Below are 21971 nucleotides of genomic sequence, written 5' to 3' on the forward strand. Positions count from 1 at the left end.
CGCCATCTGAATACTTGTTGAATCGCCCTATTTGTTGCCTTTTCTAATCATCCCCGTCGCCAATCGCGTGTCGCGATTGGCCAATGACGGGGACCATCGTGACGGCTGCTCCGCTCCATTCCGAGGCCTTCTCACGCGGTGCGCGCATGCTGCGCACCGCGCTCGGCCCGGCCATCGCCGCCTTTCTCGAAGACCCGTCGATCGTCGAGGTGATGCTGAATCCCGACGGCCGGCTCTGGATCGATCGGCTCTCCGGCGGCCTTGAGGATAGCGGTCGGACACTGTCGGCCGCCGATGGCGAGCGGATCGTGCGCCTTGTCGCGCACCATGTCGGCGCTGAGGTTCACGCGGAGCGTCCGCGTGTCTCGGCCGAGCTGCCCGAGACGGGAGAGCGGTTCGAGGGGCTGCTGCCGCCCGTCGTCACGGCGCCGGCCTTCGCCATCCGCAAGCCCGCCGTCGCCGTCTTCACCCTCGACGACTATGTCATCGCTGGCACCATGACCGCTGGTCAAGCGGCGTTGCTGCGTGGGGCGGTCGCGTCGCGCAAGAACATCCTCGTCGCTGGTGGCACCGGCACGGGCAAGACGACGCTCACCAACGCGCTCTTGGCCGAGATCGCCGGCACGACCGACCGCGTGGTGCTGATCGAGGACACGCGCGAACTGCAATGCCGCGCGCCGAACCTCGTCGCGATGCGCACCAAGGATGGCGTCGCCTCACTGTCGGACCTTGTCCGGTCCTCGCTGCGCCTTCGGCCCGACCGCATCCCGATCGGCGAAGTCCGCGGCGCTGAAGCGCTGGACCTACTCAAGGCCTGGGGCACCGGCCACCCCGGCGGGATCGGCACCATCCATGCCGGCACGGCGCTCGGCGCGATCCGTCGCCTCGAACAGCTTATCCAGGAAGCCGTCGTCACCGTCCCCAAGGCGCTGATCGCCGAGACCATCGATCTCGTCGCGGTGCTGCGCGGCCGCGGCTCGGAGCGCCGCCTCTCAGAACTCGCTCTCGTCGCCGGCCTCGATCCCGCCACCGGCGATTACTGCCTCCAGTCCGCCGGGGCGGGCGGCGGCCCCTTGTCCCTCGGAGACCTATCATGAACCGCGTTCGCGCCATCGCTCGCCATTCCCGCCGCCGCCTCGTCGAGCTGGTCACGCTGACCACGCTCACACTGGCTTTGGCGCCCGCCGCCTATGCCTCCGGCTCTTCGATGCCGTGGGAGACACCGCTCAATTCGATCCTAGAGTCGGTGCAGGGCCCTGTCGCCAAGATCATCTCGGTGATCATCATCACCGTGACCGGCCTGACGCTCGCCTTCGGCGACACCTCGGGCGGCTTCCGGCGGCTGATCCAGATTGTGTTCGGCCTCTCGATCGCCTTCGCCGCGTCGAGCTTCTTTCTCTCGTTCTTCAGCTTCTCCGGCGGAGCGCTGATCTGATGACCGCGATCGTCGATCCCGACGTGCCCGGCTTCTTCGCGCCGGTCCATCGCGCGCTCACCGACCCGATCCTGATGGGCGGGGCGCCGCGGACCGTCGCGATCGCCAACGGCACGCTGGCGGCGGCGATCGCGCTCGGCCTCCGGCTCTGGATCCCCGGCGCGCTCATCTGGGCAGTTGGCCATGCCGCCGCCGTCTGGGCGGCGAAACGCGACCCGCAATTCGTCGACGTGGTGCGCAGGCACCTTCGCTACCCCGCACATCTGGGGGTCTGAGGCCGCCATGCTGAACCTTGCCGAATACCGCCATCGTCCTGCAGGCCTAGCCGACTTCCTGCCCTGGGCCGCTCTCGTCGGTGAGGGTGTCGTCCTCAACAAGGATGGCTCGTTCCAGCGCACCGCCCGTTTTCGCGGACCGGACCTCGACAGCGCGACGCCGGCCGAGCTGGTAGGCGTCACCGCACGGCTGAACAACGCGCTGCGGCGGCTCGGCTCCGGCTGGGCGATCTTCGTCGAGGCGCAGCGGATCGCCGCCCAGACCTATCCCCATTCGACGTTTCCTGATCCGGCATCGGCCCTGGTCGATCTCGAACGGCAGGACGCCTTCGAGGAGGCAGGCGCCCACTTCGAGAGCCGCTATTTCCTGACCTTCGTCTGGCTCCCGCCGGCCGAGGACGCCTCTCGGGTGGAAGGCTGGCTCTATGAAGGCCGGTCGCAGACAGGTGTCGATCCGTGGGAGCTGCTGCACGGCTTCGTCGATCGAACCAACCGCGTCCTGCAACTGGTCGAGGGATTCGTGCCCGAGGTCGCCTGGCTCGATGACGGCGACACGCTGACCTACCTTCACTCGACCATCTCGACGCGGCAGCAGCGCGTGCGCGTCCCCGAGACACCGATGCACCTCGATGCGCTGCTCGCTGACGAGCCGCTCGCCGGCGGACTTGAGCCGCGGCTCGGCGCCCATCATCTGCGGACACTCACCGTGGTCGGATTCCCGACCACGACTCATCCCGGCATCCTCGACGAGCTGAACCGGCTCGCCTTTCCGTATCGCTGGTCGACCCGTGCGATCCTCCTCGACAAGACCGAGGCGGTAAAGCTGCTCACCAAGATCCGGCGGCAATGGTTCGCGAAGCGCAAGTCGATCGCCGCCATCGTCAAAGAGGTGATGACCAACGAGGCCTCGACGCTGGTCGATAGCGATGCGGCCAACAAGGCGGCCGACGCGGACCTCGCGCTTCAGGAGCTGGGCTCCGACGATGTGGGCCAAGCCTATGTCACCGCCACTGTCACCGTCTGGGACGAAGACGCCGGCATCGCGGCGGAGAAGCTGCGCCTCATCGAGAAAGTGATCCAGGGCCGCGACTTCACCTGCATGCCGGAAGGGGTGAACGCGCTCGAAGCCTGGCTCGGCTCCGTCCCCGGCCATGCCTACGCCAACGTCCGCCAGCCCCCGGTCTCGACACTGAATCTCGCCCACATGATCCCGCTTTCAGCGGTCTGGGCCGGGCCGGCACGCGACGAGCATTTCCAGGCGCCGCCGCTGCTGTTCGGCAAGACCGAGGGGTCCACGCCGTTCCGGCTGAGCCTCCATGTCGGCGACGTCGGCCATACGCTGATCGTCGGCCCGACCGGCGCGGGCAAGTCCGTGCTGCTGGCCCTGATGGCAATGCAGTTCCGCCGCTACCGGAACAACCAGATCTTCGCCTTCGATTTCGGTGGCTCGATCCGCACCGCAGCGCTCGCAATGGGGGGCGACTGGCACGACCTCGGCGGTAGCTTGTCGGCCGGGTCGGAGCATTCGGTCTCGCTGCAACCGTTGGCGCGAATCGACGATACGGCCGAGCGCGCCTGGGCGGCGGAATGGGTGACGTCCATCCTTGCCAAGGAAGGCGTCACGATCGATCCGACCGCGAAGGAGCATGTCTGGTCGGCGCTGACGTCGCTCGCGTCGTCTCCAGTGGGCGAGCGCACGATCACTGGCCTGGCCGTCCTGTTGCAATCGACGGCGCTGAAGCAGGCACTCCAGCCCTACTGCGTCGGTGGCCCCTCCGGTCGGTTGCTCGACGCCGAGAGCGAGCAGCTCGGCACAGCGTCGGTGCAGGCGTTCGAGACCGAAGGACTGATCGGCGCCGACGCGGCGCCCGCCGTGCTGACCTATTTGTTCCATCGCATCGAGGGCCGACTCGATGGTCGGCCAACGCTGTTGATCATCGATGAGGGCTGGCTCGTCCTCGACGATCCGGCGTTCGCGCAGCAGCTCCGCGAATGGCTGAAGACGCTGCGCAAGAAGAACGCCTCCGTCGTTTTCGCCACCCAATCGCTCTCCGACATCGACGGTAGCAACATCGCCCCCGCGATCGTCGAGAGCTGCCCGACACGGATCTTCCTGCCGAACGAACGCGCGATCGAGCCGCAGATCACGGCGATCTATCGTCGCTTCGGCCTCAACGATCGCCAGATCGAGATCCTCGCGCGGGCGACGCCAAAGCGCGACTACTACTGCCAATCCCGCCGTGGCAATCGCCTCTTCGAGCTGGGGCTCGGGCCGGTCGCGCTCGCCTTCTGCGCCGCGTCATCCAAGCAAGACCACGCCGCAATCGAGCGCGTCATCGCCGAGAGCGGCCGTGAGGCCTTTACGCCCACCTGGCTCGCCGATCGCGAGCTTCGCTGGGCCGCCGATCTCATTCCCGAGCTGACCAACCTGGAGACGTCATAATGATCAAGCTGCGCCATCTGGCGGCGGCAAGCGCCGTCGTGCTGTCCCTGGCCGTCGCCGTGCCGCCGGCCTCGGCGCAATGGATCGTCTACGACCCGACCAACTTCAGCCAGAACGTGCTGACGGCGGCGCGCGAGCTGCAGCAGATCAACAACCAGATCCAGATGTTGACCAATCAGGCGACGAGCCTGGTCAACCAGGCGCGCAATCTCGCCAACCTGCCGATGTCGACGCTGACCCAGCTTCAGTCGTCGATCGCACAGACCCAGTCGCTGCTCGGTCAAGCGCAAAACATCGCCTTCAACGTCCAGCGCATCGAGCAGGCTTATTCGACCAGCTATGGCAGCGCAGCGGGCATGGGCTCGACCACGACGATGGTCGCCAATGCTCAGCAGCGCTGGCAAAATTCGGTCGCGGCTTTCGAGGACAGCCTGAAGGTTCAGGCGGGCGTGGTCGGCAATATCCCGACCAATTCCAGCGCCATGACCTCGCTCGTGTCGGCCAGCCAGAATGCGACCGGCGCGCTCCAAGCGGCGCAGGCCGGCAACCAGCTTCTGGCCCTGCAATCCCAGCAGCTCTCCGACGTCGTCGCCGTGTTGTCGGCGAAGGGCCGTGCCGACGCGCTGGAGCAGGCGCGCGTCGCCGCCGCCGAGGCGCAAGGCCAGCAGAACTATAAGACCTTCTCGACGCGCAGCGGCTATCAGCCCGGCAGCGTCACCATGTTCAGCGGCAACTGAGGCGCGCTGATGCTGGGCCGGTCGGACATCTTCCGCGCCGCCGCGATCGTCGCTCTGATCGCGTGCTTCGCCGCGACCCTCTTCGCGATCAACCGGCATCCCTCGACGCCCGTTGTCGAGCCCCTTCCGACCGTCCCCGCTCCAGCAACCGATGACCTCACGGCCGAGCTGCGGCGGTGCAGCGCGCTCGGTCCCAAGGATGCCGTGGATGCGCGTTGCGAGGCGGTCTGGGAGGAGAACCGCCGGCGCTTCTTCGGCAGGCCGGCGCGGCCGCTGCCGCCATCGCCCCCGGGCGCCGTCGCGCCGGCCACCACCACTTCGGGAGATGCGCGATGAACAACGTCGGCGTCATCGACACCTTCCTCAACACGTTCACGACCTACATCGATTCCGGCTTCGGCCTGATCAAGGGCGAGGTCGCCTATCTTTCCTCGACGCTGATCGTCATCGACATCACGTTGGCGGGCCTGTTCTGGGCCTGGGGCGCCGACGAAGACATTCTCCAGCGCCTGGTGAAGAAGACCCTCTACATCGGCTTCTTCGCCTTCATCATCACCAACTTCAACAACCTGTCGGCCATCGTCTTCAACAGTTTCGCCGGGCTGGGCCTGAAGGCCGGCGGCTCGACGATCTCGACCGCCACCTTTCTGCAGCCAGGCCATCTCGCCCAGGTCGGTCTCGACGCCGGCCAACCGCTGCTCGACGCGGCGAGCCAGATGATGGGCTTCACCAGCTTCTTCGCGAATTTCGTCCAGATCGCGGTCCTGATGGTGTCGTGGCTGCTGGTGCTGATCGCCTTCTTCATCCTGGCGGTGCAGCTTTTCGTCACGCTGATCGAGTTCAAGCTGACGACGCTCGCCGGCTTCATCCTCATTCCCTTCGCTCTCTTCAACAAAACCGCCTTCCTCGCCGAGAAGGTGCTCGGCAACATCGTCGCTTCCGGCGTGAAGGTCATGGTGCTCGCCGTCATCGTCGGCATCGGCACCGGCCTCTTCTCGCAGTTCACCCAGACCTATGCCGGCGGCCAGCCGACCATCGAGGAGGCCCTGTCCGTTGTGCTCGCGGCGCTGGCCATGCTGGGCCTCGGCATCTTTGGGCCCGGCATCGCCACGGGTCTCGTCTCCGGCGCGCCGCAACTCGGCGCGGGCGCTGCCGTCGGCACCGGCCTTGCCGTCGCCGGCACTGCCATGGCCGGCGCTGGCGCGCTTGGCCTGGCCGGAAGGGGAGCGATGGCGGCTGCGTCGGGGACGGCGGCCGCGGCCCGTGGTGGTGCGGCGATGGCCGGTGGCGCCTCTTCCGCCTACAGCCTGGCCTCCGCCGGCCGGTCGGGCACTTCGGGCATGGCCGCGGGTCTTGGCGGTGTCGGTTGGGCCGCAGCGGCGGCGGCCTCAGCGCCAATGCGGCGCGCGGCGGCTCAGGCCGCGGGCTCGATGCGCGACAGCTTCGCCGCCGGTGCGAGGTCCAGTTTTGCGGCCACGGGCGGCTCCTCGACGAAAGGAACGGTCGGCGGCGGCGAGGCGGCCGCCCCTACGCCGAGTTCGAGTGGATCCAGTCCTCCCGCTTGGGCGCAGCGGATGCGTCGCAATCAATCGATCCACCAGGGCGCGACCACCGCGGCGCACGTCCTCAGGTCCGGTGACAGCCACGGCGGCGGCCATTCCGTCGATCTTTCGGGAGAATAGACAATGGCGCTCTTTCGCCGATCCACGGTCCGCTACGGCCGTACCCCCGAACCCGAGACCCCCTACCAGCGCGCCGCCCAAGCTTGGGATGAGCGAATTGGTTCGGCTCGGGTGCAGGCGAAAAACTGGCGGCTGATGGCCTTCGGCTCACTCGCGCTTTCGATGGGTCTGGCCGGTGGCCTGGTCTGGCAGTCCACCCACGGCAGCATCGTCCCGTGGGTGGTGCAGGTCGACAAGCTCGGCCAGGCTCAGGCTGTCGCGCCGGCCACGGCCGACTATGCCCCGAGCGATCCGGAGATCGCCTGGTATCTCGCCCATTTCATCGAGATGGTCCGCTCGCTGCCGGCCGATCCGATCATCGTGCGGCAGAACTGGCTCCAGGCCTACGACTTCACGACCACCTCGGGCTCGCAGGCGCTCAACGACTATGCCCGCGCCAACGATCCCTTCGCCAAGCTCGGCCACCAGCAGATCGCCATCGACGTCTCGAGCGTGATCCGCGCCTCCCCGTCGAGCTTCCGCGTGGAATGGGTCGAGCACCGCTATCAGGACGGCGCGCTCGCCGAGACCTCACGCTGGACCGCGATCCTCACCGTCGCGATCCAGCCGCCAACCTCCGCCGACGTGCTCCGCAAGAATCCGCTCGGCATCTACGTCACTGCCATCAACTGGTCGAAGGAGCTGGGACAATGACCCCGCCGATTTCCATGGAAGCCGGCGGTCCGGCTTCACGTCTTTCAGTCTCTCAACCGAGCCAGAAGGGTGGCTTTGCGCCTTTCCGTAAAGCCGGCTTCGCGGCTCTGCTGCTGTCCGTGACGGCGCTCGGCGGCTGCGCCCACAAGTTCATTCCGCCCGACATCAACTACGATACCGCCGTGCCCGCGAAGCTCACCGTCGATCCCCCGGCACCGGTCAAGATCGTCGAGCTGCCGAAGCCCTTGCCGCTGCCCGGGCAGTTGAAGCCACTCAACGGCGGAAAAGAGCCGCCACAATCTCCCAATCCCGAAGTGCGCGTCGATCGCGCCAACGCTGCCGCGCGCGTGCAGCCCGATCGCAACGGCTTCATCAACGCCGTGCAGGTCTATCCTTATTCGGCGGGCGCTCTCTACCAGGCCTACACGGCGCCCGGCGAGATCACCGACATCGCCCTGCAGGAAGGCGAACAGCTCGTCGGCACGGGGCCGGTCGCCGCCGGCGACACCGTGCGCTGGATTATCGGGGACACCGAAAGCGGTGCTGGTCCGACCAAGAAGGTCCACATCCTGGTCAAGCCGACCCGACCGGACCTGGTGACGAACCTCGTCATCAACACCGATCGGCGCACCTATCTCCTGGAGCTGCGCTCGACCGAGAAGACCTATATGGCGTCGGTCTCCTGGCAATATCCCGAAGACCAGCTCATCGCGCTGCGCCAGCAAAATGCGGCGGCTGAAACAGCCGCGCCGATCGCCACCGGCGTCGATCTGGCCGCGATCAACTTCCGCTATGCGATCGAGGGTGACAATCCCGCTTGGCGGCCGTTGCGCGCCTTCGACGACGGCCAGAAGGTCTACATCGAATTCCCGTCCGGCATCCGCCAGGGCGAAATGCCGCCGCTCTTCGTCATCGGTCCGGCCGGCGGCTCCGAGCTGGTGAACTATCGCGTTCGCGCCAACTACTACATCGTCGACCGCCTGTTCGCCGCGGCCGAACTTCGTCTCGGCGACAAGGATAGTGAGCGTCGCGTCCGCATCGTGCGCACCGATGGAAGGCCGCGGTCATGACGGACGAACCGGAAGAACAAGCGCCGGCGCCAGCGCCTGTCGTGCCGCCCGATTTGCGGCTCCGGGGCGAGCGGCCGCGCGTCACGCGCCTCTCGCGCAAGGTGCTGATCACGCTCGGCGCCGTGTCGGCCCTCGCGATCGCGGGCGCTCTCGGCTACGCACTTCAGACCCGGAACAGGTCGCAGACGGGGCAGGAGTTGCTCAGCACCCAAAGCCGCCCCTCGGCCGAGGGGCTTGCCGGACTGCCGAAAGACTATACCGGCCTTCCGCGCCAGGCGCCCCCGCTTGGGCCGCCGTTGCCCGGAGATCTCGGCAAACCCATCCTGAATGCCGGCGCCGCGCCAAATACCAGCGTTTCGGCAACCACGCCCGATCCCGCGGCGCAGCGGCTGGCTCAGGAGACCGAGGCAGCGCGCGTAAGCCGCCTGTTCGCCCAGACCAATCAGCAGCCGCAGCCGGTCGGCCTCGTGGCTCCGCCGGCGACGGCGACACAGGGCGGTCCGACACCCACGCCACCCGTCGATGCTGGGTCTGCGCAGAACATGCAGGATCGCAAGACCGCGTTTCTCAACGCCGCGACGGACAAGCGAACGGTCAGCCCCGACCGTCTCGAAGCCAAGGCTTCGCCCTATGTCGTGCAGGCGGGAACCGTGATCCCTGCGGCGCTCATCACCGGCATCCGCTCCGATCTTCCGGGCCAGATCACCGCCCAGGTGACGGAGGCCGTCTACGACAGCCCGACCGGGCAATACCTGTTGATCCCGCAGGGCGCGAAGCTGATCGGTCAATATGACAGCTCGGTCGCCTTCGGTCAGAGCCGCATCCTTCTCGTCTGGACGCGCATCATCATGCCGGACGGCAATTCCATCGTGCTGGAACGACAGCCGGGCGCCGATACCCAAGGCTATGCGGGGCTCGAAGACGAGGTCGATAACCATTGGAGCATGCTGTTCAAGGCCGCCGTCCTCTCGACCCTCCTGAGCGTCGGCGCCGAAGCCGGTACGAGCCAGAACGAGAACAATCTCGTCCAGGCGATCCGCTCGGGCGCTTCGAACTCGATCAGCCAGACCGGCCAGCAGATAGTGCAGCGCCAGCTCAACATCCAGCCGACGCTCACTATCCGACCGGGCTTCCCGGTTCGTGTCATCGTCACGCGCGATCTGGTGCTGGCACCCTACGGCCACGGAGGGACTCCATGACGAAGCTTAAACTCGGGCCGCTGGCCGACGACAAGCCGGTCAAGATGAGCGTCGAACTGCCCGCCGCCGTGCATCGCGATCTCGTCGCCTATGCTCAGGTGCTCGGCCGGACGAGCGGCCAAACGGCGCCCGAGCCTTCGAAGCTCATCGTGCCGATGATCGAGCGATTCATGGCGACCGATCGCGCCTTCGCCAAGGCGCGTCGCGATCGGGCCGCTCAGGTCGCAGGCGGTTCGGCCGAGAAGTCGGGATAGTGTTCGCGCAACATCGCCAGGAACGATCCCAGCGCGGGATTGCTGTTCGCATCTCGCCAACAGGCCATGAATTTGACTTGGGTCGGACCGTCGTCGTCCCAGACCTCCCGGTAGACGACGCCTTCGTAGCGGCCCCCCGTTGCGCCCTCGAACATCAGGAGCGTTCCATAATTCGCACTGACCAGGCTCAGCAGCCTGTCCAGTGAAGCGTCCTGATGGACGATGTGCTGGGAGCCCACCGCATGACGAAGCTTCGCTGTGAGCAGCCCTTCCAATTCCGGTCCAGGGCCTTGCTGCGGGACGAGGAACTTTTCATTTGCAAGATCCGCCCAGCGAATCCTCGGATTTTGGCCAAGCGCATGATGCTCGGGGAACGCCACGATCACCCGCTCGCTCCATAATGGAAGCACGCGGCCGTCCCACGCCGTCGCTTGGCCGGTCATGATCGCAACATCGACGGCGTTGCCCGCGAGGGCGCAAAGCAGCCGCTCATGGCTTCCATCGACCGTGCGCACATCCACATCCGGAAAGCGCCGATGGTATTCGACCAGCGTCGTGTGCATGTTCCCTGCCGAAGGGGAGGCATGAACGCCGATCGCCAGCAGGCCAAGTTCGCCACGGCTCCTGCTCCTGAGCCGCTGGAGTTCCGTATCCACGTCATCGAGTATCCGCTTGGCGCTCGCGACGAACTCCAGCCCCACTGTGGTGAGGCGGGTGCCGCCATTCGTCCTTTCGAACAACACCACGCCGAGCTGGCGCTCGATCTCGTGCAGCCGGCGGCTCAGGGTCGATTGGCGTATGTTCAGAGCTTCCGCCGCCTGTCGCAGGCTGCGGTGCTGTGACGTTACGAGCGCCAAACGCAAATCACGAAGCTCTATTTCCACGCCGTTCACATCGTCGGCCCGCCTACGCGCCGACGCCTCCTACAAACTTTGCCGCCCCTCCCTGTTCGCCTCCATCTCGATATACGTTGCGCTTGGTTTCGATTTCCCCCGGCGCGTCATGCCGGCAACGGATCCGTGCCGCGATCGAGCAAGGCCAGATAATCCGAATAGGCGTAGATCCGGCCGCGCTGCCGTCCCGTGGTCTCGCGCACGACGTTGATCTTGGCGAGGTTTTCCAGCGCCGTGCTGGCGGTCGGGAAAGAGACCGCAAGTTTTTCGGAAACAGTCTGGATGGTGACGATCGGGCTGGCTTGCATCAATTCGTGGACGCGGAGCGCGGATGGGGCCGCGCGGCCGAGGCCGACGATCTGCTGTCGGTGAGCCTCGAACATGGCGATCAGATCGCGCGCCGTCGCGGAGGCCTGTTCAGCGGTCTCCGCGACGCCGGTCAGGAAGAACTCCATCCAGGTCTCCCAGGTCCCAGCCTGGCGGACCTCCTGCAGGAGCCGGTAATAGTCGTCGCGCCGGGATTTCAGGAACAGGCTGAGATAGAGGATCGGCTCGCGCAGCACCCCCGCCTCGCACAGGATCAGCGTGATGAGCAGCCTGCCCAGGCGCCCGTTGCCGTCGAGGAAGGGGTGGATCGTCTCGAACTGGACGTGGGCCAGGCCCGCCCGGATGAGCGGGGGCAGCGCCGCATCCTCGCTGTGCAGGAAGCGCTCGAGCGCATCGAGGCATTCGTCCAGCCGGTTCGGCGGCGGCGGCACGAACAGCGCGTTGCCGGGCCGGGTTCCGCCGATCCAGTTCTGCGAGCGGCGGAACTCGCCCGGTTGCATTGCAGCGCCCCGTCCCGACTTGAGCAGGATAGCGTGCATTTCGCGGATCAGCCGGAGCGACAGGGGAAATCCGCCGCGCATCCGGGAGACGCCATGCTCGATCGCCGCGACGTAGTTCGAGACCTCGGTCACGTCGTCGAGTTCGACCGTCGGCGCTTCATGATTTTCGAACAGCAGCAGATCCGACAGCGAGGATTGCGTCCCCTCGATCTGAGAGGACAGCAGGGCTTCCTTGCGGACGTACATGTAGAGGAACAGAGGCGTCGAGGGCAGGATCGTCGTCACGCCGTCGAGACGCCCGACCGCGGCGATGGCGCGTTCGTAGACCCGCATGAACCGCCCGAGTTCGAGCGGCGGATTCGGCGGCAGTGGGGCAGGCAGATAGGCGCGCACGCGCTCGCCTCCCGCGCTCGTTTCGACATAGGCCCCGAGCCTTTGGTTCTCTCCGTTCGTCACAAGCGATCCTTTAATTAGCTTTGCTGCTATTAAAGCATATCGCCATACAGCTTAATAGCTGGTGGGGCTAATTCAAGATTACCGCCGTGAAACTACCCTTGCACGGGCGGCCAGTTGGGTGGGCCTTACAGTGTGATGACCGTCGCCTCCGACAAGCGCGACACTTCTCAACCACGCGGAAGCACACCTTGCACGACGAAGCTTGGGTATCCCGGCTACGCGAAACAAGCGCGCCGTTACCCCTTCCGCGGAAACGAAATTACCTCTCCAGTTTCCGACCCCCCAGATGCCTGGCCAGGGTTGGGCTTGAGACGGACTACCGTCGCCGCCTCATGAATGAACCAGCCTGGCGGCAGGCCCGTCAGATTCTCGACGTCGCCCGCCGGGATCGTGAATTCGAGCGCGAGCAGATCCGACTTTGACCTGACACCTTCATCGACAATCAGGTGGAGCGCATCCCGAAGCACCCGAGGTTCGCCGGGCGTCCATTGGCGGTCGAATGGCTCTTCCTTCGTCCACCCCTTGGCGGAGTAGAGCTTATAGAGATGAGTGGCGAAGTCGCCCGGGATAGCATCGAGATCGGCCAGACGTTTGATTTGCGCTTTGATCGACACGCGCCAACGCTCCTTCGCCGTCACCATCGTTGCGAGCGAGGGAAAACGCATCTCGACCGGGTAGGTGGTCGAGGGAAGCAGGAAAGCGCTGGCCAACCGAAACGCCTGCGTCTCGATCAGCTTCAGGTCTCGTTTTAGCTGTTCTTCGGTAACATTTCGGTGGAGGATCGCGTGTGCCATTTCATGCGCGGCATCCATCTGCCGGCGCGCAAAGGACATCTTGTCGCTCGCGAGCAGAATATGCGGTCTGTCATCGATAGGCGACCAACTGCACAGCCCGTCGAGCTTCACCGTCCCCATTTCGATGACACCGACAATGAAGCCGAAGCGCTCAAGCAACGGCACCATATCCCCGCAAGGGCCATCGCCGAGGCGCCAATGGCGCCGCAAATCGAGCGCGATCCGCTCAAGGTCTTCGTCGCGCAGCTGGTGATAGCTCGCGCCGGCCATCACGTCTGGAATATCGACGGCGGGCAGGTCCACATAGTGTTCGACGGCGTGGCTAATCTCTTGCAGCCAACGCATCTGCGCGCTCTGGTATTGGAGATCACGGACCAGCGTGGATGAAAGCGATCGGAGGAACGTCGGCCGCGCTGAGACATGCTCAGGCCGAAAGAAAAATTCCGGCCGCACCCCAAGGAACGCAGCCAGACGGGTCAGCGTCTCCGGGTCAGGTGCCGAGCTTCCGTCCTCCCAACGTGACACTGTGCTCGGATTCAAGCTCATCGCCCGCGCAAGCGCAGACATGCTTGGAATCCGTCTAGCTGCCCTGGCCTCCGTCAGGCGGCCGGGCTCAAAGCCTGGTGTACCGATTGGCATGACCGTCGCCGTCTATTCCGCCGGGTCGCTGGCCATCTCGCCAGAATCCGGCTGCTCCGGTGGCCTGAAAGCCTTGGGCGTCTTCTTCAACGTGACGAGCGGCTGGCTCTCCGGCGCGGGCCCCGACTCCGTTGAGGGCGGAGCATAGGCTCCCATGAACGTCTCAACCGTCTCGTATGCAAGGAAACCCTGATACCCGGCGTCGATGACGCCGATCGCGACTTCCTGAAGGCGACCGCCCTGCGATGGGTCGCGGGCGAACAGGAACAGGACGAAGATGTCGCCCGGCTTTGCCGTGCCGCCGTCGCCTTCTAGGTCCAGACGCGGCGTCAGGCGGTAGTTAAGCGTCACGCCAGCGAGCCGGGATTGGTTCTTGGTCGGCAACTCCTTCGGCTCCGGCATCGATGCCAAACCGAGCAGGACACCAGGCTGATCGCCCCCGAAGCGCATGAACGGCTGATAGTAACGAAGATCCGTGCCGGGGATCAGATCCCCTTCTAACCGCATCCCTCCGTGCAACTCGCACGCATCCTGAAAGCCCTTTTCCATTAGCCGAAAACGGGCCTGCCCCTCCAAGCCGCGAGCGCTACGCCCGGTAAGGTCCGTGTTGTCGCGGATGAGTTCATGGGCCTGACGCGCCCGCGCGACAGCCGTATCGAAAAGGTCGATCAACAGGTCGCGTGGCAAGGTGCTGACAATGCGCGCCTTGATCTCGTCCGCAGTCATGGGCCAGCCCCCGAAATTTGCCTCAGAGCTGATTATTGACACAAAATTTTGCGCACGGCAAGAACGAAGCGGACATAATTTGCGGATCTAGAGCCGGATGGACCTTGCTCATCAGGCAGCCCGATGCGGAGGTGATCCGCCAGATCGGTGACATGATCGATCGCGCACGTTTTTGCTGGGGGTCGGGAGCGTAGGGCCTATCGCACGCACGCTCGCCATCGTCCTGTCCGGCAGGATCAGCGCTCCTGCCTTTGAACAGAATTGGCGCACCCGACACGATTCGAACGTGTGGCCTCCACCTTCGGAGGGTGGCGCTCTATCCAGCTGAGCTACGGGTGCATCTCAATTTTGCCTAGCCCGACCGACCTATGAGGGTCAACGGATTCGGCCTTCACTAACCAATCCTACATCGCGGCCGCCGGGCGACTACGCCCCACTATCCGCTGTTCCGCCCCCGTTCTCCGAAAACTGCTTACGCGGTGCTTACGCGAAAATTTTTCGGGGTTTGGCGGCGTCTGCAGGTTTACTCAAGCTACTGTTTTCACAAACCTTTCTTCAGTTACTCACTCACGAAACACCCTTGACATCAGCCTTCGGAGGGCAGCGCTCTATCCAGCTGAGCTACGGGTGCTTCGATCCCTGTTTAGCCTATGGGCCGCACTTCGGTAAAGCGATTTTGGCGGCGGGGCGGAAGGCGTTCCGTCAAACCACCCACGATCCAGCCCATCAACGGTCTTGGGCGGGCGCGTGGCTTGGCGTATAAAAGCTGTCCGTCGCTCGATGCGGCCTCCTTGAAATGAAACGCATGACCGACGATTCCCGTCCCCTCGCGCCCGGCGACCATGTCTTTCTCGTCGATGGCTCGAATTTCATTTTTCGCGCCTATTTCCAGTCGATCCGTCAGGACCAGAAATATAATTACCGCGTCGACCGTCTGCCCACCGGAGCGGTGCGGTTATTTTGCGCCAAATTGCTGCAGATCGTCCGCGACGGCGCGGCGGGCGTGCATCCGACCCATCTCGCGATCATTTTCGACAAGAGCGAAAATTCGTTCCGCAAGGAAATCTATCCGCCCTACAAGGCCAATCGCGCCGAGCCGCCGGAAGACCTCGTCCCGCAATTCCCGCTGTTCCGCGCGGCGGTGCGCGCCTTCGGTCTGGAGCCGGTGGAGCAGGACGTTTACGAGGCCGACGACCTGATCGCGACCTACGCCAAACAGGCGGCCGAGGCCGGCGCCGATGTGACCATCGTTTCCGCCGACAAGGACCTGATGCAGCTCATCCGGCCCGGGATTTCGATGTATGATCCCGCCTCGGGCGAGCGGGAAGAGCGCAAGATCGGCCGCGAGGAAGTCATCGCCTATTTCGGCGCGCCGCCGGAAAGGGTGGTGGACATACAGGCGCTCGCCGGCGATTCGACCGACAATGTGCCGGGCGCGCCGGGCATCGGCGTGAAGACCGCCGCCCAGCTCATCAAGGAATATGGCGATCTCGATACGCTGATCGCCCGCGCGGGAGAGATCAAGCAGAACAAGCGCCGCGAGACTTTGACGGACAGCGAAGTGATCGAGAAGGTGCGCCTGTCCAGGAAACTGGTGCAGCTTGTGGACGACGTGAAGATTGCAACGCCGCTTTCCGACCTCCGCCTGCAGCAGCCCGACGGCAAAACCCTGGTCGCCTTTCTCAAGGCGATGGAATTCACCACGATCACTCGCCGGGTCGGCGAATTATTCGATGTGGACGCCTCGGCGATCGAGCCCGATCCCGCCTTTGTCGGGCCGAACGGCTGGCGCGGCCGCAACGGCGAGGTCGCGCCGCCCAAAGTCGAAGAGCCGAACGAGGCGCCCGCGCCCCGCGAGGAGGTCGCTGCCCTCACGCCCACCGCCTTGGCCAAGGCCCGAACCGACGCCGCCACGGCGACGCCGGTCGACCGTGGCCAATATGTCTGCATTTCATCGCTCAAAGAGCTCGAAAGCTGGATCGCCCAGGCGTTCGAGCTTGGCGCGGTCTGTTTCGACACCGAGACCGATTCGCTCGACCCGATGCAGGCCAATCTGGTTGGGGTTTCGCTGGCGCTCGCGCCCAACCGCGCCTGCTATATCCCGCTCGGCCACAAGTCGCCGGGGGCCGAAGACCTGTTCGGCGGCGGCGATCTCGCGCCGGGCCAGCTTCCCTTGCGCGAGACGCTCGAACTGTTGCGCCCGCTGCTGACCGCGCCTTCGGTGATGAAGATCGCGCAGAATGTCAAATTCGACTGGCTGGTGCTCGCCCAGCACGGAATCGAGGTCGCGCCGGTCGAGGACACCATGCTGGCGTCCTACACTTTGGACGCCGGGTTGAACGGCCATGGCATGGACGAATTGTCGGCCAAATATCTCGGCCACAAGCCGATCACCTTCAGCGAGGTCGCCGGCCAGGGCAAGAGCTTCATCGGCTTCGCCCGCGTCGCCATCGACAAGGCGACGGAATATTCGGGCGAGGACGCCGACGTCACCTTGCGCCTGTGGGACGTTTTGCGCCCGCGCCTCGCCGCCGAAGCCATGACGACGGTTTACGACACGCTGGAACGGCCGATGCCGATCGTGCTGGCGCGCATGGAGCAGCGTGGAATCTGCGTCGATCGCGCCATTCTGTCGCGGCTTTCGGGCGAATTCGCCCAGGACATGGCGCGGCTCGAGGCCGAGATTCAGGAACTGGCGGGCGAAAGCTTCAATCCCGGCTCGCCCAAGCAGTTGGGCGACATTTTATTCGGGAAATTCGCCCTGCCGGGCGGCAAGAAAACCGCGACCGGCGCCTGGTCCACTTCCGCGAGCGTTTTGGACGAGCTTGCGGAACAGGGCAATGATTTGGCGGCGCGGGTGCTGGATTGGCGGCAGGTGCAAAAGCTGCGCTCGACCTATGCCGAGGCCTTGCCGCGTTTCGTCAATCCGCGCACCGGACGGGTGCACACTTCCTACGCCCTGGCGGCGACCTCCACCGGGCGGCTGTCGTCGTCGGAGCCCAATCTGCAGAATATTCCGGTGCGCAACGAGGCGGGGCGGAAAATTCGCCGCGCCTTCGTCGCGAGCCCCGGCCACAAGCTGATCTCGGCCGACTATTCCCAGATCGAACTGCGCCTGCTCGCTCATATCGCCGACATTCCGCAATTGAAGCAGGCCTTTGCCGAGGGCAAGGACATTCACGCCATGACCGCGTCGGAGATTTTCGGCGTGCCGATCGAGGGCATGCCGGGAGAAATCCGTCGCCGCGCCAAGGCGATCAATTTCGGCATCATCTATGGCATTTCGGCCTTCGGCCTCGCCAACCAGCTCGGCATTTCGCGCGAGGAGGCGGGCGCTTTCATCAAACTTTATTTCGAGCGTTTCCCAGGCATCCGCGCCTATATGGACGCGACGAAAAAGCTTTGCCGCGACCAGGGCTATGTGACGACCTTGTTCGGCCGCAAATGCCATTATCCGCGCATCGCCTCGAGCAACGCCTCGGAACGCGCCTTCAACGAGCGCGCCGCGATCAACGCGCCGATCCAGGGCGCCGCCGCCGACATCATCCGCCGCGCCATGATCCGGATGGACGCGGCGTTCGAAGGGGCGAAGCTGCGCGCGCAAATGCTGTTGCAGGTCCATGACGAACTGGTGTTCGAGGCGCCCGACTCCGAGGTCGAGGCGACGATCGAGGTAGCGCGCGAGGTGATGCAGCAGGCGGCCCTGCCCGCCGTCGAGCTCGCGGTTCCGCTGCTGGTCGAGGCCCGCGCGGCCCAGAATTGGGACGAGGCGCATTAGGCGCTCGACTGGCGCTCATGACGTTTTCGCGGCGCCGTCCCGAGCCTGTCCGAGCGATTTGAAAAGAAAAATCCGCGCCGCGCCGGGCGGGAAATTCTCGATCCGGCCGGCTACGGTGAAACCCTGGGCGAGATAGAATTTTTCCGCGCGCGGGCTGAACGTGTCGAGATAGAGGCCGACGCAATCCTTCTCGCGCGCCAGCGCCTCCGCCTGCCTCAGCAGGGCGCGGCCAAGACCGCGGCCCCGCCAGGAGGACGCGACGAAAAATTGCGCGACATAGAGCCAGCGCCAGTGGATCACGCCTTTGATCCCGCCGATCCTGCAGCCAGCGGCGTCGCGGGCGGCGAGCGCGAAGGACGATTCGTCGCGCGGGCCGAATTCGGCGGCGACTTCGTCGGCGAGATGCGCTGCGGTCTCGCGGCCCGCGGCGGGTCCCGGCTCGCGTTCAATGGAAAAAAGATTGGGTTCTGGCGCGATTTCGGTCATTGATCCCGCACATGAGGACATATTGCGCCCTGGCGCTCCTAGTCTGGCTGCTGGCGCCCGTCGGCGCAACTGCGGCGCCGCTCGGCGCTGCGCTGGTTTCAAATGCTGCGGCGCCCGATTGCGCCGCGCCCGTCTCGCTTGCGGCGCCGCTCGACGGTCCCCTGCAGCCGATGAGCCGGGTCGAGGATTTGCGCATCGTGCTGCAAAGCTGCCGCCGCCCGGGCGCCAAAGAAGTTCTGGCGACGCGGACCTTTCGCGCCGACGGCGAAAATCTGTTTCTGGCGGTGGACCCCGAAACGCTGGCGACCCGCCTGGAGCGCGCCACCTGCTGGACCTGCGCGCCGACCACGCCCGAGCCGCAGGCGCAAACCCGTTTTATGCGCGCGATCGAAGATTTTTCGAGCGCGCCGGGCAAAAAACTGGCGGCGGGCGCGACCTGGCTCGACAATGCCGGGCTGACGCGAGGGAAAGGCGACGGCGCCTTCATCACCGGCGACCTCTGCCCTTCCCGTCGGCCGCTCGACCGCGCCTTTCTGAAATCGCTCGAACGCGCTGGAGCCGCGACGCCCATCGCCTTGTCAGTCACCGGCTTGTGGTTGGAGGAGCATCCCGGCGATTTTCTCTGGCTGCGGCGCGAGAAGGCCGAGGGGCGGCTCGACATCGCCTTCGTCAATCATTCCTTCCACCATCCCTACCGTCCGGGACTGGCGGACGCCCATAATTTCCTGCTCATGCCCGGCGTGGATATGCAGAAAGAAATTCTCGGCGTCGAAAGGCTGCTCATCGCCAATGGCGAGGTTCCGAGCGTGTTTTTTCGCTTTCCGGGCCTGATTTCGGACCGCGCCTTGATGGCGGCGCTGCGCGCGGCCTATCTGATTCCGCTCGGCGCCGAATCCTGGCTGGCTTTGACGCCGGTCGCGCCGTCGGGGGCGATCATTCTGGTTCATCCCAATGGCAACGAGCCTTTCGGCCTGAACATTTTCGAAAAACTGCGGCGCGCCGGCAAGCTGCCAGCGCCCTTCCGCCCGATCAACCAAGCGCCATAAAAGGACCCGCGCGAGGCGGGTCCCAAGAAAACCTTCGCTTTCCGGAGGTCAGCCGCAGATGACGACCTTCCTTTTCTTTGCATGATGGGTTTTGTCGCCGATCGGGCTGTTGTCGGCGTTATCATGGGGATTGAGCGAGCATTGATCGACGCGCGCGCCCACAGCCTCTTGCTGGGCGCTGTGCTCATATGCGACGGCCAGGACGATCGGCGCCGGCCTCTCCCGAGCGGCGGCTTTCGGTTTCGAGGAGGGATAAGTGGCGGCGACCGCCAGACCCGACCCGAGCGCCAGAACGAGACCAAGACGAAACAGCTGCTGATCGAAAACCCGCATGGCCAAATCCTCCGTGATGGCCGATCCACGGCTTTCAACGCGGGAATTGCAAAAAAGTTCAAAAAAAATTTTGGCGTGGCTGATATGCAACGCTTTTTTACCATTATGCTCGCGGTCGCACGAATCGGCGACGGCCGGAGCAGGGAATGACGCCAAAAAGCCCAGACATAACAAGTCGCGGCATGTCGCCGGCGATCCAGCCTCACGGCTGGATGATCGTCTGCGACGACCAGGCCGCGCGAATCGTCGGCCATTCCGCCAATCTTTCCGGCTTGTTCCCGGCGACGGAAAAGGGCTTTTCCGGTCTGCTCCTTCGCGACCTCCTCGGTTCGGAAACCTCGCACGCCCTGCGCAACGGCCTGTCGCGCACGGCTACGGCGCCGCGTGCGGCTTTGTTGCCACGCCTGCCGATCGCGGGACTGGCCGGTCTTTACGATTTCGCGGTCCATGCCGCCGGCGATCTGACGGTCATCGAGATAGAATCCGCCGCCGAGGCCGATCCCTTCGCGCTCGATCGCGTCCGCGCTCTGTTCAGCCGGCTGGCGTCCGTCCACGGCCTGGACCGCCTGGCTGTCCTAGCCGCGCGGCTCGTCCAGGCCATCCTGCAATGGGATTGCGCCACCGTTCTCCGCCTCGGGTCCGACGGCGCCCAGGTTCTCGCCCAGCAGAGACGGCTCGACTGGCCTGACGCCGCCGCGAACGCCATTCTTTGCACCGGTTTTTCGCAAGACGCCCGGGCAAATCTCCGCGCGGCGCGGCTGCGCTTCGTCGCGGACGTCGCCGCCGCGCCGGTAAAATTGATCGGCACCAAGGCGCCGGACCTCGACAGGACTCTGTTGCGCGCCGCGACGGCCGACGAAATATCTCGCGCCGGCAAGACCGGTTTCGCCGCGCTGCTGTCGCTGCCCCTTATCGTCGACGACGCTTTATGGGGCGTCCTGCTCGCCCATGACGGCGCCGCGCGGCGCCTGACCATGGACGAACGCGCGGTTCTTGACCTGTTCGGCGATTTTCTCTCGCTTTCAATCCAGGCCGCGCTGGCGCGCGAGGCGGCGGACGAATTCCGCCGCCGGCATGCGCTTTGAAATCAAGCGGCCGCGCCGCAGCATTTTTTATATTTCTTGCCCGACCCACAGGGACACGGATCGTTGCGGCCGGGCTGCGGTCCGCGCACGACTGTCTCGCCCTTCAACGGCAATTCCTTGGCGAAGCGCCAGCGGCCCTCGCCGTCGCGCTGGAACAGCGAGCGTTCGCGATGGGCGAGTTGCTTGCCGTCGCGCCTGAAATGGGCGGCGAAAGTCACCGTGCCGGTCGAATCCGTTTCACCGCCCTCTTCGGTCGCGACGATGTCGAGACCGAGCCATTCCGACTTGTTCGCCCAATCGCCGGTCGCGGCGCGGTCGAAATCCTTGCGCTGGTCGTCCGCGAGGGTTTCGTAAAGATAATCGACATTGCCGGTGGCGAAGGCGCTGTAGCGCGAGCGCATCAGGGCTTCCGCCGTCGGCGGGTTCTTCGCATGGGCGAGGAAGGGACCGCAGCACGCAGCGATGGGAAGTTTGTCCTGCGCCATGGCGCGGCAGGGGCAGGTTTCCGGGCTGGTTTCTGAATTCATGGCGCGGCTTTTAGCTGATTTCGCGCGTCATGCAATGGCCGGCAAAGCGGGAATCATTTCGCCTTGGCGAATTCGTCGATCGGCAGTTCGCCATAGGGAGAGGGTGTGGCCGGCGCCAGCGCCTCTGCGGCAGGCTGGACGAGCGGCGTCTCGGGGGCCGCCGGCGGGGGAATTTCGGCGGCGGGGGCGTCAGCGCCGGGAGTCGGCTTGTCCTTGGCGGCCTCCGCCGGCTTATCTTGGGCCGCGTCGGCCGGCTTGTCTTTCGCCTCGTTCCGCTTGGGAACATGCCCGTGATAAAAGCCGAGCTTGGCGGCTTCCGCCTTGTCGACGCAGGTTTTTTTCGACTTCCAGAAAATCTGGCCGCGCGGACAGTCCGACGCGAGCGCCGGCGCCGACGACAGAACGGCGAGGCCGAGGACCGCGATACGGGTCCATGGCCGGGCGCGGCGCGCGGGAGGGAAGGGAAACAGTTTGCTCATTCGATCCGGGACGATAAAAACAGCGCCTTGTCGCAGTTTCGCGTGACCGAAATATGGCCGCCACGCCAAAGCCTTGCGACGCCGGGCTTGCCTTTTCGCCGCGCGCGCCGCATA

General features: G+C 65.2%; 22 protein-coding genes and 1 tRNA gene. 14 read left to right on the top strand and 9 right to left on the bottom strand.

Annotated elements, in window-relative coordinates; genetic code table 11:
* Window positions 1-83: 83 nt before the first annotated feature.
* From trbB to K2U94_RS00515, 11 genes are read left to right on the top strand one after another with little or no spacing between them, the layout of a single operon-like run.
* Window positions 84-1097: a P-type conjugative transfer ATPase TrbB gene (gene trbB / locus K2U94_RS00465; RefSeq protein WP_243065337.1), complete on the top strand. Its 1014-nt coding sequence runs from the start codon at window positions 84-86 to the stop codon at window positions 1095-1097.
* Window positions 1094-1435, top strand: coding sequence for a TrbC/VirB2 family type IV secretion system protein (locus K2U94_RS00470; protein WP_243065338.1), 342 nt, complete (start codon window positions 1094-1096; stop codon window positions 1433-1435). Before trbB ends, K2U94_RS00470 begins: the two co-directional genes overlap by 4 nt.
* Window positions 1435-1710: a VirB3 family type IV secretion system protein gene (locus K2U94_RS00475; RefSeq protein WP_243065339.1), complete on the top strand. Its 276-nt coding sequence runs from the start codon at window positions 1435-1437 to the stop codon at window positions 1708-1710. Before K2U94_RS00470 ends, K2U94_RS00475 begins: the two co-directional genes overlap by 1 nt.
* A 7-nt stretch (window positions 1711-1717) precedes the next feature.
* A complete protein-coding gene (trbE, locus tag K2U94_RS00480) occupies window positions 1718-4153 on the top strand; it encodes a conjugal transfer protein TrbE (RefSeq protein WP_243065340.1) in 2436 nt (811 codons plus the stop codon).
* Complete coding sequence (gene trbJ / locus K2U94_RS00485; protein WP_243065341.1) at window positions 4153-4890, top strand: P-type conjugative transfer protein TrbJ; 738 nt, start codon at window positions 4153-4155, stop codon at window positions 4888-4890. Before trbE ends, trbJ begins: the two co-directional genes overlap by 1 nt.
* A gap of 9 nt (window positions 4891-4899) precedes the next feature.
* Window positions 4900-5226 carry a putative entry exclusion protein TrbK-alt gene (gene trbK-alt / locus K2U94_RS00490; protein WP_243065342.1) on the top strand — a complete coding sequence of 109 codons (327 nt, stop codon included), beginning with the start codon at window positions 4900-4902 and terminating at the stop codon, window positions 5224-5226.
* A complete protein-coding gene (gene trbL / locus K2U94_RS00495) occupies window positions 5223-6572 on the top strand; it encodes a P-type conjugative transfer protein TrbL (protein WP_243065343.1) in 1350 nt (449 codons plus the stop codon). Before trbK-alt ends, trbL begins: the two co-directional genes overlap by 4 nt.
* Before the next feature lie 3 nt (window positions 6573-6575).
* Window positions 6576-7265, top strand: coding sequence for a conjugal transfer protein TrbF (trbF, locus tag K2U94_RS00500; RefSeq protein WP_235704439.1), 690 nt, complete (start codon window positions 6576-6578; stop codon window positions 7263-7265).
* Window positions 7262-8335 (top strand): P-type conjugative transfer protein TrbG, encoded by a 1074-nt coding sequence (trbG, locus tag K2U94_RS00505; RefSeq protein ID WP_243065344.1) that lies wholly within the window; start codon window positions 7262-7264, stop codon window positions 8333-8335. Before trbF ends, trbG begins: the two co-directional genes overlap by 4 nt.
* Complete coding sequence (locus K2U94_RS00510; RefSeq protein WP_243065345.1) at window positions 8332-9534, top strand: TraB/TrbI/VirB10 family type IV secretion system protein; 1203 nt, start codon at window positions 8332-8334, stop codon at window positions 9532-9534. The genes trbG and K2U94_RS00510 overlap by 4 nt, the downstream gene beginning before the upstream one ends.
* Complete coding sequence (locus K2U94_RS00515) at window positions 9531-9788, top strand: DUF2274 domain-containing protein (protein WP_190260857.1); 258 nt, start codon at window positions 9531-9533, stop codon at window positions 9786-9788. The genes K2U94_RS00510 and K2U94_RS00515 overlap by 4 nt, the downstream gene beginning before the upstream one ends.
* On the opposite strand, the gene K2U94_RS00520 is transcribed toward K2U94_RS00515, so the two are convergent.
* The 5 genes from K2U94_RS00520 to K2U94_RS00540 all read right to left on the bottom strand — a co-directional run bounded on the left by K2U94_RS00520 (window position 9752) and on the right by K2U94_RS00540 (window position 14462).
* A complete protein-coding gene (locus K2U94_RS00520) occupies window positions 9752-10681 on the bottom strand; it encodes a LysR family transcriptional regulator (RefSeq protein ID WP_243065346.1) in 930 nt (309 codons plus the stop codon). The two genes, K2U94_RS00515 and K2U94_RS00520, sit on opposite strands and share 37 nt — an antisense overlap.
* 107 nt (window positions 10682-10788) lie before the next feature.
* Window positions 10789-11964, bottom strand: a complete 1176-nt coding sequence (locus tag K2U94_RS00525) for a Fic family protein (protein WP_243065347.1) — start codon at window positions 11962-11964, stop codon at window positions 10789-10791.
* Between the two features lie 236 nt (window positions 11965-12200).
* Complete coding sequence (locus K2U94_RS00530; protein WP_272884829.1) at window positions 12201-13397, bottom strand: helix-turn-helix domain-containing protein; 1197 nt, start codon at window positions 13395-13397, stop codon at window positions 12201-12203.
* A gap of 12 nt (window positions 13398-13409) precedes the next feature.
* Complete coding sequence (locus K2U94_RS00535; protein ID WP_243065349.1) at window positions 13410-14123, bottom strand: hypothetical protein; 714 nt, start codon at window positions 14121-14123, stop codon at window positions 13410-13412.
* 262 nt (window positions 14124-14385) lie between these two features.
* Window positions 14386-14462 (bottom strand) — tRNA-Arg (locus K2U94_RS00540).
* Window positions 14463-14928: 466 nt separating this feature from the next.
* Between K2U94_RS00540 and polA the strand changes: the two genes are divergently transcribed.
* On the top strand, window positions 14929-17901 hold the full coding sequence (polA, locus tag K2U94_RS00545) for a DNA polymerase I (protein ID WP_243065350.1): 2973 nt from the start codon (window positions 14929-14931) through the stop codon (window positions 17899-17901).
* Between the two features lie 15 nt (window positions 17902-17916).
* Here the strand turns inward: polA and K2U94_RS00550 are convergent, their stop codons facing one another.
* Entirely contained in the window at window positions 17917-18387 is a 471-nt protein-coding gene (locus K2U94_RS00550) for a GNAT family N-acetyltransferase (RefSeq protein WP_243065351.1), read from the bottom strand.
* 11 nt (window positions 18388-18398) lie between these two features.
* Here K2U94_RS00550 and K2U94_RS00555 point away from each other — a divergent pair, with 11 nt between their 5' ends.
* Window positions 18399-19433, top strand: a complete 1035-nt coding sequence (locus K2U94_RS00555; protein WP_243065352.1) for a polysaccharide deacetylase family protein — start codon at window positions 18399-18401, stop codon at window positions 19431-19433.
* Between the two features lie 48 nt (window positions 19434-19481).
* Here the strand turns inward: K2U94_RS00555 and K2U94_RS00560 are convergent, their stop codons facing one another.
* The gene (locus K2U94_RS00560) at window positions 19482-19766 is read right to left on the bottom strand and encodes a hypothetical protein (RefSeq protein WP_243065353.1); all 285 of its coding nucleotides are present in this window, start codon (window positions 19764-19766) and stop codon (window positions 19482-19484) included.
* Window positions 19767-19912: 146 nt separating this feature from the next.
* Here K2U94_RS00560 and K2U94_RS00565 point away from each other — a divergent pair, with 146 nt between their 5' ends.
* The gene (locus K2U94_RS00565) at window positions 19913-20851 is read left to right on the top strand and encodes a GAF domain-containing protein (RefSeq protein ID WP_243065354.1); all 939 of its coding nucleotides are present in this window, start codon (window positions 19913-19915) and stop codon (window positions 20849-20851) included.
* Window positions 20852-20853: 2 nt separating this feature from the next.
* Here K2U94_RS00565 and K2U94_RS00570 read toward each other — a convergent pair whose 3' ends face one another.
* Window positions 20854-21378 (bottom strand): YchJ family protein, encoded by a 525-nt coding sequence (locus tag K2U94_RS00570; protein WP_243065355.1) that lies wholly within the window; start codon window positions 21376-21378, stop codon window positions 20854-20856.
* 53 nt (window positions 21379-21431) lie between these two features.
* Window positions 21432-21857 (bottom strand): hypothetical protein, encoded by a 426-nt coding sequence (locus K2U94_RS00575; protein ID WP_243065356.1) that lies wholly within the window; start codon window positions 21855-21857, stop codon window positions 21432-21434.
* Between the last annotated feature and the right edge of the window lie 114 nt (window positions 21858-21971).

It is taken from the genome of Candidatus Rhodoblastus alkanivorans, assembly GCF_022760755.1.
In the GTDB taxonomy this organism is placed as follows: domain Bacteria; phylum Pseudomonadota; class Alphaproteobacteria; order Rhizobiales; family Beijerinckiaceae; genus Rhodoblastus; species Rhodoblastus alkanivorans.

Bases quoted from the DNA above. Each gene is read 5' to 3' on its own strand.
- trbB (WP_243065337.1), top strand. From the start codon at position 84: ATGACGGGGACCATCGTGACGGCTGCTCCGCTCCATTCCGAGGCCTTC.
- K2U94_RS00470 (WP_243065338.1), top strand. From the start codon at position 1,094: ATGAACCGCGTTCGCGCCATCGCTCGCCATTCCCGCCGCCGCCTCGTC.
- K2U94_RS00475 (WP_243065339.1), top strand. From the start codon at position 1,435: ATGACCGCGATCGTCGATCCCGACGTGCCCGGCTTCTTCGCGCCGGTC.
- trbE (WP_243065340.1), top strand. From the start codon at position 1,718: ATGCTGAACCTTGCCGAATACCGCCATCGTCCTGCAGGCCTAGCCGAC.
- trbJ (WP_243065341.1), top strand. From the start codon at position 4,153: ATGATCAAGCTGCGCCATCTGGCGGCGGCAAGCGCCGTCGTGCTGTCC.
- trbK-alt (WP_243065342.1), top strand. From the start codon at position 4,900: ATGCTGGGCCGGTCGGACATCTTCCGCGCCGCCGCGATCGTCGCTCTG.
- trbL (WP_243065343.1), top strand. From the start codon at position 5,223: ATGAACAACGTCGGCGTCATCGACACCTTCCTCAACACGTTCACGACC.
- trbF (WP_235704439.1), top strand. From the start codon at position 6,576: ATGGCGCTCTTTCGCCGATCCACGGTCCGCTACGGCCGTACCCCCGAA.
- trbG (WP_243065344.1), top strand. From the start codon at position 7,262: ATGACCCCGCCGATTTCCATGGAAGCCGGCGGTCCGGCTTCACGTCTT.
- K2U94_RS00510 (WP_243065345.1), top strand. From the start codon at position 8,332: ATGACGGACGAACCGGAAGAACAAGCGCCGGCGCCAGCGCCTGTCGTG.
- K2U94_RS00515 (WP_190260857.1), top strand. From the start codon at position 9,531: ATGACGAAGCTTAAACTCGGGCCGCTGGCCGACGACAAGCCGGTCAAG.
- K2U94_RS00530 (WP_272884829.1), bottom strand. From the start codon at position 13,397: ATGCCAATCGGTACACCAGGCTTTGAGCCCGGCCGCCTGACGGAGGCC.
- K2U94_RS00535 (WP_243065349.1), bottom strand. From the start codon at position 14,123: ATGACTGCGGACGAGATCAAGGCGCGCATTGTCAGCACCTTGCCACGC.
- polA (WP_243065350.1), top strand. From the start codon at position 14,929: ATGACCGACGATTCCCGTCCCCTCGCGCCCGGCGACCATGTCTTTCTC.
- K2U94_RS00550 (WP_243065351.1), bottom strand. From the start codon at position 18,387: ATGACCGAAATCGCGCCAGAACCCAATCTTTTTTCCATTGAACGCGAG.
- K2U94_RS00555 (WP_243065352.1), top strand. From the start codon at position 18,399: ATGAGGACATATTGCGCCCTGGCGCTCCTAGTCTGGCTGCTGGCGCCC.
- K2U94_RS00560 (WP_243065353.1), bottom strand. From the start codon at position 19,766: ATGCGGGTTTTCGATCAGCAGCTGTTTCGTCTTGGTCTCGTTCTGGCG.
- K2U94_RS00565 (WP_243065354.1), top strand. From the start codon at position 19,913: ATGACGCCAAAAAGCCCAGACATAACAAGTCGCGGCATGTCGCCGGCG.
- K2U94_RS00570 (WP_243065355.1), bottom strand. From the start codon at position 21,378: ATGAATTCAGAAACCAGCCCGGAAACCTGCCCCTGCCGCGCCATGGCG.
- K2U94_RS00575 (WP_243065356.1), bottom strand. From the start codon at position 21,857: ATGAGCAAACTGTTTCCCTTCCCTCCCGCGCGCCGCGCCCGGCCATGG.